The organism is Pseudoalteromonas ardens (assembly GCF_030125445.1).
Taxonomy (GTDB): Bacteria; Pseudomonadota; Gammaproteobacteria; order Enterobacterales; family Alteromonadaceae; genus Pseudoalteromonas; species Pseudoalteromonas ardens.
Map to the genome: position 1 here is coordinate 794,816 of NZ_JASJUV010000001.1, position 15,144 is coordinate 809,959.

At 49.5% G+C, this 15,144-nt stretch carries 10 protein-coding genes; 6 read left to right on the top strand and 4 right to left on the bottom strand.

Features of this window, described 5'->3' with window-relative positions:
* Positions 1–50 precede the first annotated feature (50 nt).
* Positions 51–1,130, top strand: coding sequence for an EAL domain-containing protein (locus QNM19_RS03165; protein WP_284026307.1), 1,080 nt, complete (start codon positions 51–53; stop codon positions 1,128–1,130).
* A gap of 96 nt (positions 1,131–1,226) precedes the next feature.
* The gene (locus QNM19_RS03170; RefSeq protein ID WP_049863309.1) at positions 1,227–1,727 is read left to right on the top strand and encodes a zf-TFIIB domain-containing protein; all 501 of its coding nucleotides are present in this window, start codon (positions 1,227–1,229) and stop codon (positions 1,725–1,727) included.
* Between the two features lie 49 nt (positions 1,728–1,776).
* On the opposite strand, the gene QNM19_RS03175 is transcribed toward QNM19_RS03170, so the two are convergent.
* From QNM19_RS03175 to QNM19_RS03190, 4 genes are all read right to left on the bottom strand, one after another.
* Positions 1,777–2,103: a hypothetical protein gene (locus QNM19_RS03175; RefSeq protein WP_284026308.1), complete on the bottom strand. Its 327-nt coding sequence runs from the start codon at positions 2,101–2,103 to the stop codon at positions 1,777–1,779.
* A gap of 50 nt (positions 2,104–2,153) precedes the next feature.
* Positions 2,154–2,330: a glycine zipper domain-containing protein gene (locus tag QNM19_RS03180; protein ID WP_156202164.1), complete on the bottom strand. Its 177-nt coding sequence runs from the start codon at positions 2,328–2,330 to the stop codon at positions 2,154–2,156.
* 188 nt (positions 2,331–2,518) lie between these two features.
* Entirely contained in the window at positions 2,519–3,490 is a 972-nt protein-coding gene (locus QNM19_RS03185; protein ID WP_049863311.1) for a glutathione S-transferase family protein, read from the bottom strand.
* A gap of 44 nt (positions 3,491–3,534) precedes the next feature.
* Positions 3,535–4,371 (bottom strand): pirin family protein, encoded by an 837-nt coding sequence (locus tag QNM19_RS03190; RefSeq protein ID WP_049863312.1) that lies wholly within the window; start codon positions 4,369–4,371, stop codon positions 3,535–3,537.
* A gap of 242 nt (positions 4,372–4,613) precedes the next feature.
* Between QNM19_RS03190 and QNM19_RS03195 the strand changes: the two genes are divergently transcribed.
* The 4 genes from QNM19_RS03195 (at position 4,614) to QNM19_RS03210 (ending at position 15,029) form a co-directional block, all read left to right on the top strand.
* A complete protein-coding gene (locus tag QNM19_RS03195; protein WP_049863313.1) occupies positions 4,614–5,579 on the top strand; it encodes a hypothetical protein in 966 nt (321 codons plus the stop codon).
* A 240-nt stretch (positions 5,580–5,819) separates the two neighbouring features.
* A complete protein-coding gene (locus tag QNM19_RS03200) occupies positions 5,820–6,881 on the top strand; it encodes a NanQ anomerase/TabA/YiaL family protein (protein WP_049863314.1) in 1,062 nt (353 codons plus the stop codon).
* 877 nt (positions 6,882–7,758) lie between these two features.
* Positions 7,759–7,956 carry a hypothetical protein gene (locus tag QNM19_RS03205; protein WP_049863315.1) on the top strand — a complete coding sequence of 66 codons (198 nt, stop codon included), beginning with the start codon at positions 7,759–7,761 and terminating at the stop codon, positions 7,954–7,956.
* Positions 7,957–8,336: 380 nt separating this feature from the next.
* A complete protein-coding gene (locus QNM19_RS03210; protein ID WP_284026309.1) occupies positions 8,337–15,029 on the top strand; it encodes a non-ribosomal peptide synthetase in 6,693 nt (2,230 codons plus the stop codon).
* Positions 15,030–15,144 lie beyond the last annotated feature (115 nt).

Sequence of the window (15,144 nt, forward strand, 5' to 3'; positions counted from 1 at the left end):
TTGCCCTGCTATACTGCAAGCGAATACAGTGTGAATCAGCCGGAGGTCCTTTGCTTACTTTAACCTTAGTTTCTCTGTCGGGGTGGTCCGATATTGTCGAGCGTCTTGGCCAGCCTACAGCACATAAAGTATGGCATGCGTTAGTGGCGTTACTGTCGCAAAATGGCCAATCTGGGTTGAAGCAGGACATATTCGAGCTGGGCGAGCTCTGGTTCGAAACCGACCAGTTTGATTCTCTCGCGCAGGCGGAAAGAGCACTGAGCCAGCGTGTGGCGCAGCACCTGCTTCACGAGCTGGATTGTCAGCTGGTGCATGAAGCCGAGATCCAGGTGAGCTCAGCGCAGGTGACAGAGCAAACTTCACAAGAACAAACTATCCGGGCTGGTGCAGCCTGTGCACTGAACGAGCTTTATCCTGATAGCAAAGAAGATTTGTTGCGGGTGTTTGCCAACAAAAATTTATTGCCTTACTGGCAGTCAATCCAGCTGGTTCAAAGCAGCGGCGTATTTGGATATGAAGCCTTGATCCGAGGTCCGAAGGCGTCATCCTTGCATCGGGCGGACAAGCTCTTTGGTGCTGCCATGGCACAGGGGCGACAGTTTGATATGGAAAAGCTGGCACTGACCACCCATTTAGCAACGCATCAGGGTCAATGTGAGCAACAAAGCACGGTAAGATTAACGGTTAATCTCTCACCCGCTTTACTTTTTGACGCGGACGTGTCGGGCGCATTGCTCGATTATCCTTATGCACACTTGCTCTGTATCGAGCTGACAGAACATCTGCCAGTCGATGACTGGGCACCCATCAAAGCAAAGATGGCTGAATTGCGCCAGCTAGGTTACACCTTCTGGCTAGACGATGTTGGTTGCGGATTCTTTGAGCTGACTTTGATCAATGCGGTGAAACCCGATGTGGTGAAGCTGTGTATCACCATTATCAGCCGCCTGGATTATGGCGCTGAGATCATCGATGAGATCAGACAAGTGGTTGATACGGTCCACCTATATGGTGGCAAGGTGCTGGCTGAAGGCATAGAAACACAGCAGCAGTTAGCTATTGCCCGGGAGTTAGGGGTTGATTATGCACAGGGGTATTTGTTTGATAAACCCAGGGAAGCCGGGCTGTAAGAACCTAAACCTGTGCTCGTGTAAGGCGGCTTCCAATCTTTAGCGCAATCAGTATACTGCGATTAGTAAACCAGTGCAGACGATTGGAGTAGTGACATGCAGTGTCCCAGAACGTCACACCCGCTTAAGCCAGTGAAAGTGGGTGGTATTAAAGTGTATATATCCGAGCACAGTGGTGGTGTCTTTTTTGACAACCAGGTGTTATCTAATTTCACTAATCCATCTGAATTGCGAGCAGAGGTGCTGGCAAAACACTTGCGCCAGTTCTCTGCTCCGCTTGGTGATGAAAGCGCCCGGGTCAAGTGCCCAAAATGTCCTGATATCGTCATGATGCGTCGTTATTTTAGTCCGTTACGTGTGGTTGAAATTGACGAGTGCCCTGGCTGTGGTGGCATCTGGCTTGATACCGGTGAGCTGGATACATTACATGAGAATCATCTGAGTGCGAAAGAGCGTGAGATGCTAAGGATCAAAATGCTTGAAGAGCATCAGGCTTTTCACATTGATAGCCCCAGGCGCTATAAATTGTCAGAGCAGGACGGGCGCAGCAACCTTGAAAAAGTGTTTGCCATTGCTGCAGACGTGATCAGTGATTGATGAGCAAGTGGTGCGCCCGCCCTTTAGCTTTGTTAAAGAGTTAGCTGTGTTATCTCAGTGAGTGAATCAGGATCACGGATACCTGAATAACAATACCGAACCAAAAAACCACCGTGTAACCGGCATACCACGTTCGACGCAACGGCTGAAACTCAGGCTTATTTGGCAGGGTGTGCTCGGGCGGTCCTATATACATAGGAAATCCTAGTTGGTAGTTGTTCATCTGGGTCAGGTTGAACAATCCCAGCATGAGATTAAGCGTTACAAAGCTAAAAAATTGCTCTAAAGGGTGGCTGAAGTAGCTCAGCGCAGACACAATAAAGAGGTATGCCCAGTATCGAGTAAACGAATAATGCGCACATATTGTATTCATCACTCGGGCGGACGTTGTTTTTGCGACTCGAAGCATGCGAATTGACTCGGGCATTAACTGTTGATATCCAGCAGCATACCGACTGCCACACCGATCGCTATACCAAGCGTTACGCCATTGACAATATTCTCAAAAGAGACACCTATGGCAGTACCAACAGCCAATCCGGTGGCCATACTGACGCCAATTTTGCTGGCTATCTTTTTACGGTTTTGTTTATCTGTCTTCATGATTTCACTCCTTTAAAGTCACGTTAGACAGTGGCTAATTTAGCACCAAATGACACCTGATGCCATTTATTTCAATATAGGGGGAATGAAAAAATAGCAACGTGGCGTTTTCGAGTTAGGCTGGATTGGCAGTTAGCGGGCAAGTGAAAGCCACTGTAAACGGGGTTTACAGTGGCTGTATAAGGTGCTTAGCCGCGGTGGTGTGGCTGCGAGTAATCGATATCCGGGCCAACCGGTACAACCTGAGTCGGGTTGATCATGGTGTGGCTAAAATAGTAGTGGCGCTTGATATGGTAAAAATCCACCGTCTCGGCGACATTAGGCCATTGATATAGCTCGCGGATGTAACCGGCCAGGTTTGGATAGTTTTCAATTTGCTTGAGGTTACATTTAAAGTGACCATGGTAAACACTGTCGAAACGGATCAGGGTGGTGAATAAACGCCAGTCGGCTTCTGTGAGGGTATCACCAACCAGGTAGCGTTGCTTGCTCAGTTTTTGCTCCAGTTGCTCAAGCGCCTCAAATAAGGCCTGTAACGCTTCTTCATAGGCTGCCTGCTCGGTGGCAAAGCCAGCTTTGTATACCCCATTATTGATTTTGTGGTAAACAAAATCGTTAATGTCGTCGATGTCCGGGCGCAGTGCTTCAGGGTAGTAGTCATCAGTGTTGCCTGTCAGCTCGTTAAAGGCCGAATTGAACATACGAATAATCTCGCTCGACTCATTACTGACAATGCGCTGAGTGTGCTTATCCCACAACACGGGTACTGTCACACGACCTGAATAGTCCGCCTTATTGCGTGTATACAGCTGGTGCATGTAGTCCTGAGCAAACAGGGTATCACCACTGCTGCCGGTTGCCTTGTCAAAGGTCCAGCCCTGTTCCAGCATATCAGGACTGACCACAGAGACATCAATGTGCGCTTCAAGCTGTTTTAAGCGTCTGAAGATCAGCGTTCTGTGGGCCCACGGACATGCCAGCGACACATATAAATGGTAGCGGCCAGACTCGGCTTTGAAGCCACTGTCGCCCGTTGGTCCGGCGCTGCCATCAGCCGTTATCCAGTTGCGCAATTGCGCGTCTTCGCGTTTAAACTTGCCCTGATTGCTCTTGGTATCGTACCAGACGTCATGCCACTTACCTTCAATTAATCGTCCCATTGTATTGTCCTCTTAATTTGCTAAATGCTTTACTGTGCCGGGTGTTAAATGCTGCCGAATTTTCCGGTCTGATAATCACGTACTGCCTGATGCAGCTCTGCCTGGGTGTTCATGACAAACGGGCCCATGTGGGCAATTTTCTCACCAATAGGGTGGCCGGCCAGCACCAGCATCCCCGCACCTTCCGGACCGCTGCTCAGTTCAACCGGGTGCGCCGGGTCCAGTTCCAGCTGATAAGTGGCACTGAATTGCGTGTCTGCCAGTGTGCCGGTATGAATATAGATAAGGACTTTGCCATAGCCCGACATATCCAGTGTCACTTGCTGGTTGGGTGGTAAAATCACATCCGCAATGGCGCCATTGCCTGCTAAATCATTCAGTGGCGAGCGAACCGTTTGGTCACCCAGTTGCCAGTTACCTGCCAGTGCTTTGAGCTCTGCGCCGGAGTCGGTGATAATTACAGGCGCCTTGTGCTCAGTGGTGTCCTGATAGCGGGGCGCACGCATTTTGTCTTTGGCTGGCATATTGAGCCAGATTTGGAAACCATGCATGCCCTGCTCAGCGTCACTAAGAGGCATTTCAGAGTGAATGACGCCGCGCCCTGTGCTCATCCATTGCACATCACCCGCACGAATGGTCTTTTTATTGCCCATCTGGTCCTGATGCTCAAAGCCGCCCTTACGAATATAGGTAAAGGTTTCAATACCGCGATGTGGGTGAGGCGGAAAACCCGCCATATAGTCGCTGCTGTTGTCTGATTTAAGTTCATCGATCATCAAAAAGGGATCTAAACTCTTGCCATCAAAGCCCGCAATGCGACTGATGTTTACGCCCGCGCCATCCTGCGTAGCGTGTGCTTTATTGATACGAATAATCTGCATAAAAACCTCGTTGCCTGCGCCATCAGTTAAAGTTAGTCCAATGCGCTGTGTCTGCCTGATGTGATCACTTTAGCAATGGCAGTGTGAGAATGAAATTTGCAAATATTGAAGGTTTCGTTCGATTTAATAGAATCTTTACCGTTCAGGAGTCGCTCAGTTTACCGAAAAGATACTGGCGGCGTATAATTATAAGGTACACTTAGTCGCAACCAACAGTGACAGACCCAATTAAGGAAAGCACAATGAATAAAATCGGATTACTTGGTGCTATAGTGAGTTTTATTTTGCAAGCCCCTGTTGCTGCACAGACATCTGAGCCCCGCTGGCAATGCAATGAGCAGACACTGGTGTTTAATAACAGAGCTGAAGATAACTTACATGCCTATCTGAGCTTTTTGGCGCGCAACCCCAGCGCGTTACCAAGCAAATTAAACGCTCAGGACAGGCGAAAATGGCATGCTGCCATCGAGCAGTATCGGTTACATACAAGTCAGCCCAGGTTTCACCCTTTGTTTAGTGACTCGGCATTGAGTGAGCTGACGGAACACCTGTTTGATACCAACAGTGCGGTGACCGACTTACCAGTAAACGACCTGACGCGCGGCTACTTTTCGGTGATGAGCAGCTATCGGGACGAGATATGGCCACAACATCAGGCTCAGAATCAGGCCTGGATGGAGCAGAGCATTGCATTGCTCGATGAATATGGCGAACAGGTTTGTTCGCGACTGAGTGATATATTTGGAACAGATGTGATTGTGGCGCAGCAGCATCGCGTTTTAACCGTTGCCCGACCGTTTACACATGCTGGTGCTTTTACATCTGGCAGGAACTTGATGACGTTTATCAATACCTATCAGGCGGGTTTTAATGACTGGTTTGCGCTCGAAATGTTGTTTCATGAGGTGGCACACACCAGTTTCCCGGATTCTCCTTTGTATCAGGCGCTGGAAAGCCGGGCGAAACAACAAGGTAAGCAAGCTGCGTTTAAATCATTGTGGCATCCCATGTTGTTTTATATTGTCGGTGAGGTAACCCGGCAGATGCTCTCCGCACAGGGGCATAACTTTGTACCTTATGCTCACTGGAAGGGGTTATATAAAAATCGCCCGGACCCGCTTGCTAAACTGACGCAATATTGGCAGCCGTATATGGTCGGTCAGGTATCGCAGCAGCAGGCCATCAATAGTCTGATAGACGCGCTGTAACGCACAAAATAATAAATCTGCCTTGACCTGTGCAAGAAAGTGACTTTAACTTTGTGTGCCATTTGACCCGTGAGGGATAGCAAAGGGATTGCAAGGCGGTAGGCACCCGATGAAATTTTCGTTAAACTTGAAGGCAGAGCCGTTGCTCTTTTTTAGGTGTAATCACCTTTGAGTTGTTTGTGGCAAAGTTCCACGGCGCCCGGCTGAGCGCGTATGTCAGCCTGATTAAGAGTACAAATTATGTTAGAGCAAATGCTACTGAGCAACCTGAACAATAAGAATGAACTCAGCGATGAGTCTTTCGAATATAAGAGCATTTTTTTGAGCTCAGTTGTTCCGGATCCCTCCAACGGTCGATTTTTACCATCAATTTTCGTAAGTGATGAAGACGCTCGTCTGTTTGTTGCGCGTAAACTGAGTAAAGCACAGCTCACCAAGCTTTATCAGGGAGAAAACCACGTTCTGATCGGTAAATCGATCATCATTAACTGTTTGAAACGCGATACGGAAGACTGGAAACGGGCTTCGCAGACCATAGATTCCATCATTGAGCTGGGTAACAACATTTCTGTGTCTGAAATGATCCAGGTACCCACTTTATATCCCCTTGAAGATGGTTGCTTTCAAATCCTTACGGGCCACCGCCGATTTTTTGCACTGGTATATGCCAAAGGATATGGTGCGGCAGCGCAGTTTAAGGTTTACGATAATAAGCCCCTGCTGACTAAGGTTAAACAGTTTCAGGAAAATGCCAGTCGTGAGGATCTGCCTCAGTATGGTAAGTTACAGGCGTTTTCTAATGCCATGACAGAGATTGAACAGCTGAATAAGGCGCGCCTGCAATCTGGCATGTCGCGGCTCACGGTCAGGACCATAGTCCCCAAACTTGGCATTTCAATGGGCGCATACGATAACTACAACGTGCTATCACGTTATCCGGTGGTTATGTCAGCCTATGAATCCGGGTGCAGTTATTCTTTTGTCAAAATGAAGCGACTTGTTTTGTCTGTGGAGTCGCAGTATAAGGCGCAGCACGACAAGTCTACCTTAAATGCGGTGGATAAACGCGCCATCTCTGACCTCATTGTGCAGCAATTGCAGGGGATCAAAAAGCGACCTGAGAAAAATAAAGCCCCGTTTGTCACCACATCGTTTGACTCGCCCGGCGCACTGCAAAAATTGCTGACACAGGATGTGACGCAGCTGGCATGCGGCGTCGACTGGTCAGCACTTGACTGGCAGGATAAAAAAGCCGTGTCAACCGCGCTGGCGCAGGTGATTGCCCATCTGGAACAAGAGTAGACACAGCAACAAACCTGACGTGCGTTACCCTCTTAGAATTGTATCAGTGTAAATAGCGACATAATGGCGGTATCTTGGGGCCGCCAAGGCACGCCCTTTTGTTGCGTTTTATACGATTTTTCTATTTCCTTGCAATGAAATTTGTTCATTAAGTAGACACCGGAACACTGCTATGCATGCGCTTGCGTCTGGATTTGCTGCGCTCAGTTTGGTGTTCATTTTGGGTAAGCTGTGCAGTCTGTGCCGGGGTTTAAGCAGGCGGTTATTTGTGATCAGGGCATTGATGCCAGTTTTGCATTTGTGCCAACAAACCGCACGAATTTGAGAATATGACAGCAAAAAGTCACTTTTTTATGGCGTTTTTATTGCGTCATCCATGAAAATAAAATCTATAAATTAATCAAGTCTGTAAACGTCATAAACACGGTTAACCTGAACGACTGGCTGGGTGCTCTGTAGCGCTTTCGCACCATTTTGAAACAATTAATTCCCTAAACCGTCATGTTATTGTCCCGATGTATGGGGTATAAATGTCCCCAATGAAGCACATTGGCCAGGTTCGAAAAGCGTAAATAGTATCGGTCTGCATTGAGCTGTGGACTGGGTATTGCGCCACAGAAAGGGCTTTGGTACAGGATTGTTAATGAAGTTGTTTAAATGTTGCTTTGATTTATACCTGTTTTCGGTAAGTTTTGCAGATCAAGTAAAAAGAAATGGAAAACTCAATTAAGCCAATAAAAATAAAGGTTTATTGATTTGGTTTATGAAATTTATAATTTTGAGAAATAAAAGTGTAGAAAAAAGATGCAGATTACATAATAATGCGTTTGCGTGAAAATTTAACACTTTGCAATACTTTTTAACATGGACTGATAAGATGAAAAATGACGCACTGACAGAACTGGGCATCAATCTGAATATCCACAATATGAATTCAGAGGCTGTAGATGTACAGCTGCTCCATCATATCTTCAAATTAGCCTATGACTTTGGTTACAAAGACGGGCGTAGCGGTGTATACGTTTGCCCGGCTTCGTCACTGCGTTCATTAGGTGGCTGCGAGCTTGACGCATAAGTCAGGCTATGAATTTATACATACCTTAGTCCCGTTGACTGACATTTCGGCACGTCAGCGGGCAACAACAGCAACATAAAACCAAAGAGTCGATCGCATTTGCATGCTGGACTCTATGATGCCAATTCACTTAATTGTGTACGCTATTTTGTAGCGAAAAAGTGTCGCGACAATATGACAACCCAGATATGAGCTTATGTTCATCAAATGGGAGCTTTGAACAAGTACAGTGTGCGCTGGACTTTTCATTCAATATGGCAAAAAGATTAAGACTGATTGGACTTATGTATCACTGGTGGTGATATCACAGAGTCCCTACTTTAGGGAATCTGATGCCGGTGTTTTTTCTTTATCATCAATTTGATTGCAAAAGCGAAAATATGAAACAGTTCTTTTTACAGCTCAGCGAGAAAGGGATCAAACTTACTGTCGATGAACAGGGTAAGTTACTGGTCAGAGGTAAGCTCAAGGCTTTGACAGCAGATGAGAAAGACTTTCTAAAGAACAACAAACAACAGATCATACAAGCGATTGGACAGCGCCAAAGTGGTGTTACTGAATCGCCCATTGCGGTTGCCAAAGCTCAGCCTGGCGAGCCGCCGGTATTGTCTTTTTCTCAGCGCCGTTTGTGGTTTATTGACCAACTGAATCGCGGCTCCAGCGAGTACAATATGCCGATGGCTTTCGAGGTGCATGGACACCTGGATGTAGCCAAGGTGGAGCAAGCCCTGAATACCATAGTGCAGCGCCATGAGGTGTTAAGAACGGTTTTTTATGAGTGTGATGGTGCGCCGTGTCTGCGCGTGTTAGACGATGCCAGATTGCATATCACAGTGTTAGATTTGAGTGACCAGGCCGACCCGCATCAAGCTGCCAGGGCTCATTTAGAGCGCGAAGCAAGCCGCCCCTTTGATCTCAGCCAGGATCTGATGATAAGAGCCAGCTATTTGCAATTGACGCATGATGATTCAGAACGCTGTCAGGCGCTGTTGAGCTTTAATATGCATCATATTGCGTCGGATGGCTGGTCAATGGATGTGCTGACTAATGAGTTCTTTGCGATTTACCATTCACTCGAACAAGGCACACCGAGTCCACTTGATCCCCTTACCATTCAGTACAGCGACTTTGCACACTGGCAGCAACGCAGCTTTGCACAAGCAGGGCTTAAAGAGCAGCTGGAATACTGGCAGCAACAGCTGCAACAAGTGCCGGCACTCCATCAGTTGCCATTAGATGCCAGCCGTCCTGCTGAAAAGCAGTATCGCGGTGAACTGGTCACCTCACAACTGAGCAGCCAGGTCGCGACCAGGTTGCTTACCTTGGCCAAAGAATTACAACTGACGCCATTTATGCTGCTGCATGGGGCACTGGCGCTGGTACTGAGTCGTCACAGTAATAGCAAGGACATTGTCATTGGTAGCCCGGTGGCCAACCGTCAGGATCCATCACTGGCACCGCTGATCGGGTTTTTTGTCAATACCCTGGTGTTGCGAGTCAGCACAGCCCACGACACCTTACGTGATTATCTGGCACACGTCAGAGAGGTCCATCTGGCGGCACAGAGCAATCAGGATGTGCCATTTGAGCAGCTGGTCGAAGTATTAAACGTACCACGCAATAACGCCTACAGTCCGTTATTTCAGATCTTACTGACAACAGACAACCAATTTAGTTCTGCCGCAGAGCAAGCGGAGCAAATCCAGCTGGGTGAGGCGTCATTACAGGCGATGCAGGATGTTAGCCTAACCACTAAATTTGACCTGGACATTCATATGTCACTGAATGAGGCAGGCGTCTCGATTGGCTGGACCTACGACGTCAGCTTGTTTGAACGAGCGCATATCAGCCAGTTGGATCAGCACTTGGGTAATGTGCTGAATGCAATGTCCGAGCTGACTCACACAGATAACGGGTTGACCAGCCTGACCGCACTCTCTATGGTGAGTGAGCAAGAACAGCAGCAAGCGCTGACGTTAACAAGCGGCAAGCAGGTATCTTCTGAATGGCAGGCCGTTCATCAGTTACTGGAATATCAGGCCCGGCATAACCCGAACGCCATTGCGCTTCAAGATCACGGGACTGAGCTGACGTATGCAGAACTGAATACCCGTGCCGATGCGCTGGCGATGCGCTTAATCACGGAACATGGTGTCACTGTGGGTCAACCTGTTGCGATTGTGGCGCAGCGCAGCATTACCACTGTGTGTGCGGTAGCCGCGCTGCTCAAAGCGGGCGCAACCTATGTGCCTTTGGACCCCGAAGCCCCTGAAGAACGACTAAATTACATTATCGGCGAGCTGTCACTCTCGCTGGTGTTATCACAGACACAAGACACCTTCGCTGGATTACCGTGTGTGCGGCTGGACAACCCGGATATATGGCAGCCAGTAGCACAAGCGCATGACCTGCCACACATTGGCGGCGATCATAGTGCATATATTCTCTATACTTCCGGCTCAACTGGCCGGCCAAAAGGCGTCAACCAGCGTCATAGCACCTTGGTGAATCTGAGTGTTCATCAGGCTGAGATTGACGGTATCACCCAGCCCTACCGGACTTTGCAATTTACCCCGCTGACTTTTGATGTTTCGGCTCAGGAACTGGCCACCAGCTGGTATACGGGCGCATGTCTGGTGTTGATGTCACAGCAGCAAAAAGACCAGTTGCAGGATCTGGCAAGCCTGGTTGCTGCACAGGGGATAGCGCGATTGTTTGTGCCACCTGCTGTCTTTGATTTAATGGCAGAGCAGGCAAATCAAAACCCGGCCATTGATATGACAGGGCTCAGACAGGTATGTGTTGCCGGAGACGTGCTGAAACTCACCCCCAGCATTCGTCAATTTATGGGACAACATCCGTCTTGTGATTTATATAATCATTATGGTCCTACTGAAACCCATGTCGCCACAACTTGCCATGTCACACAATATGATCAGGAAGAAGCCAGTATTGGCCGGGCAATTGCCAATACCCAGTGTCTGATTTTAGATGCAGATTTAGCCCCCGTACCAACAGGTTGTGTGGGCGAACTGTATGTTGCAGGCCCCGGTGTTGCGCTGGGCTACTACAACAATACTGAGCTGACTGAAGAGCGCTTTATTGATGCCGCCCGTGTGCAGGCGTTACCTACCAGTCAATCGCGACTTTATAAAACCGGCGATTTGGTTCGTGTCACACCGCAAGGTAACCTACAATACCTGGGCCGAAGCGATGAACAAATAAAAATTCGAGGATTCCGGATTGAACCTGGTGAGGTAAGTGCCGTTCTGGAATCTTTTGATGAGGTTGAGTCTGCATTGGTGCTGGCAATGGGTGAAGCAGCCAGCAAACAACTTGTTGCCTATGTACGTCCTTGTATCACGTGTGAGACAAACGATGCACAGCAACACTTGACCAACACACTGTTGACGGCGCTCAGGTCCGTTTTGCCTGCTTACATGGTACCGACTGCTATTGCTTTAGTTGAGCAATGGCCACTCACCGCCAATGGTAAAATCGACCGACGTGCCTTGCCTGTGGTTAAAGCAGATTTGGCACAGAACAAGGGCGAAGCGCCGCAAACTCAGACAGAACAAACTCTGGCCGGGATTTGGGCGACCTTGCTTTCGTGCGAGGCTGAACAATTGACCCGTGAAGCAGATTTCTTTGCGCTCGGTGGGCATTCGTTGTTATCGGTACGGCTGGTATCCTTGATCCGCTCTGAGTTTGAAGTCGAAGTTGCCGTCAAACAGGTTTTCTCAGCCAGTACTTTGGCTGATCTGGCTGCGCTGATTGAGCAAAGCAGCAAAGTATCACGACCTGCGATCGAGGCGTTGCCGCGTGATACAGACAGCTTTGAATTATCTTATGCTCAGCAGCGACTGTGGTTTATCGATCAGTTCCAGGGCAGCTCTGCCCAGTACAACATGCCATTGGCCTTTGAAGTCGACGGCCTGTTTGACCTGACTGTGGCGCAACAGGCACTGAGCGCGATAGTGGCCCGGCATGAAGTGCTACGGACTGTGTATCAGGAAGGTGAGGCTGGGCCAGTGCAGGTCATCCTTACGCCTCAACCTGTGATTATCCGTCATATTGAGCTACACCATCTGGCGGGAACTGAGGCGCAACAACAGCTCGACCAGCTGTTGGCTGAAGATGCCCAGGCGCCATTTGATCTGGCCACTGATCTGATGCTGCGCGCCAGCTTCATCAGCCTCAACCCGACTCGTGGTGTATTGCTGCTCAATATGCATCACATCGCCTCAGACGGTTGGTCACTGAACGTGTTCAGCCGCGAGTTTTTCTCTTTATATGCCGCACTACGAAGCGGTCAGGACAACCCCCTTGCACCGCTCAGTATTCAGTATGCCGACTTTGCCCAGTGGCAACGCAACTGGTTACAGGGAGATGTGCTGCAACAACAACTCGACTCCTGGCAATCTCAGCTGAGTGATGCACCGGGCGTACACGGTATTCCACTGGATTATCCAAGGCCTGCTGAAAAAAGCTATGAAGGCGCTATGGTATCGGGTAAAGCCTCTGCACAGCTGGCTGCCCAGCTACGTGATATGGCCGCACATTACCAGATGACCCCGTTTATGTTACTGCATGCGGTGCTGGCACTGACCATCAGCCGATACAGTAACAATGTGGATGTGGTGATTGGTACGCCGGTGGCGAACCGACTTCAGGCTGAAGTGGAGCCGCTGATTGGCTTCTTTGTCAATATTCTAGCACTGCGGGTGAACACAGAGCAGTCATCGTTGGATGCGTATCTGCAACATGTCAGAGATGTGCACCTGGACGCGCAAAGTCATCAGGATCTGCCGTTTGAGCAACTGGTGGATGCATTGCAGATCCCGCGGGGCGATGCCCATGCACCGCTGTGTCAGATCATGACGTCTTTCAATAGCGCGCAAACACCGTCCGGGTCTGAGCAAAATGCGCTCGACGGGCTGACGCTCACGCCATTGATGCAGGCCGGTTGCGTGGCAAAATTCGACCTCGAAGTGGAGTTCTCACTGGGTGAGGCGGCACTTCAGGTTAACTGGATTTATGACACTTCGTTATTTTCACAGACCCATATCACGCACCTGAGTGAGCACCTGATGTTGTTGCTGGAGCGCCTCGTACAAACAGAGATGACCCACAGTCTGAACAACCCGCCCGGGCAGCTGAGTGTGCTGGCGAACGAACAAAGCCAGTATCTGGTTAATGCCCTCAATGATAACTATCATGAGTATGATCGGACCTTGTGTATTCATCAGGCCTTTGAGCAGCAGGTTGAGCGCAACCCGGATCATATTGCACTTATCTTTGCTGATCAGCAGTTGAGTTATGCGCAGCTGAATAGCAAGGCTAACCAGCTTGCACACTATTTGCGAGAGCAGGGCACCATCACGTCGGATACCTTGATAGGGATAGCGCTAGATCGCTCGCTGGAAATGATCATCGCGACCCTGGCGGTGCTTAAAGCCGGTGGTGCTTATGTGCCACTGGATCCGGCCTATCCACCCGCACGATTGAGTTATATGCTCGAAGACGCCGGGATCAGGACCATCATCAGCAGTCAGGCCATCAGCGATGCTGTTTCTCTCACCGATTACGCGCTTATTCCGGTGGATGGCTTGCTCGATGATACCCATTTGGGGCCGTTCAGTCATTGCAGCGCAGAAAATCTGGATCATAAAGCGCTGGGGCTGCTACCCACCAGTCTGGCCTACGAGATTTATACCTCAGGCTCGACGGGTCAGCCAAAAGGAGTGTTGCTGGAGCATCAGGGCATAGTCAATCTGGCGGATAACCAGCGCCGCGCCTTCGCCATTACGCCGCGCAGTAAGATACTGCATTTCGCCTCAATGAGCTTTGATGCGGGCACCTGGGAATATGCCATGGCACTACTCAATGGCGCCACACTGGTCATAGCCAGCAGCGAACAAAGACGCTCCCCTGACGACATTACTGTACTGCTTGCACAACAGCAGATCAGCCATGTGACTTTACCTCCGGCATTTTTGGCCATGATGCCACTCGACACCTCGCTGTCGTTGCAGGCATTGATTGTGGCAGGTGAAGCCTGTGAGCCGGAGCTGGTCAATCAGTGGTCGGCACATTATCCCTTCTTTAATGCCTATGGTCCTACGGAAGCCTCAGTATGTGCGTCTTATCAGCGTTTGTACCCGGGCACCCCGATCACCATAGGTAAACCACTGAACAATGTGAGTCTGTATGTCCTGGATAACCACATGGCGCTGGTGCCTCCGGGGGTGATTGGTGAGCTGCACATAGGTGGTGACGGGCTGGCGCGTGGTTATCATAAGCGCCCTGAACTGAGTGCTGAAAAGTTTGTTGAAAATCCATTTTATTATTATCCGGCGCACCGTGACAGTACCCGTTTGTACAAAACGGGCGATCTGGCCAAAATATTGCCCGATGGCAGTATTGAGTTTGTAGGTCGCCTCGATGCCCAGGTCAAAATTCGCGGCTTCCGCATTGAGCTGAGCGAAGTGGAGGCGCAACTGAACCGCTGTGCGGTACTCGACTCAGCCGTGGTGTTGGTGAAACAGGCTAGTAATGGCACGGATATGCTCATCGCGTATATTCAGCCGCGCAATGAAGCGCAGGACCAGACCTCCGTGATACAGGACGTTGAGCAGCATTTGCATGCTCAGTTGCCGGAATATATGGTGCCGAGCCGTTTTGTGGTGGTTGAGCAGTGGCCACTTACTCCGAATGGAAAAATAGATAAAAAAGCGTTGCCAGACGTGTCTGGCGCAGACAGTGAGCAGCCTTATGTTGCACCCCAAACGGCGACCGAGCAGTCGCTGGCAGAAGTCTGGTCAGCCTTGTTAGGTATCGCGGCCAGCGAGATTAGCAGCCATGCGCGCTTTTTTGAGCAAGGCGGCAACTCCATTTTGGTGACCCGGCTGGAAACTCAGATCCGTCACCGCTTCGCTGTTGAGTTTTCTATTAAAGAGCTGTTTGCACAGCCGCAGCTTAAGGAGCAGGCTTTGCACATAGATTACCTGCTCAGCCGCCAGAGTGACCCGCTGGCAGAGGATGATGCTGAGCTGGAGGAAATGGACTGGTAACAGGACAAGGTTAGTCAGGCCACAGGCCTGAGATACAAGCACACGTAAAGACACAAAGTAAATAATCTGCCAGCCTGACGACTCAGGCTGGTTTTAAGTCGTAGAGGCTAAGCCG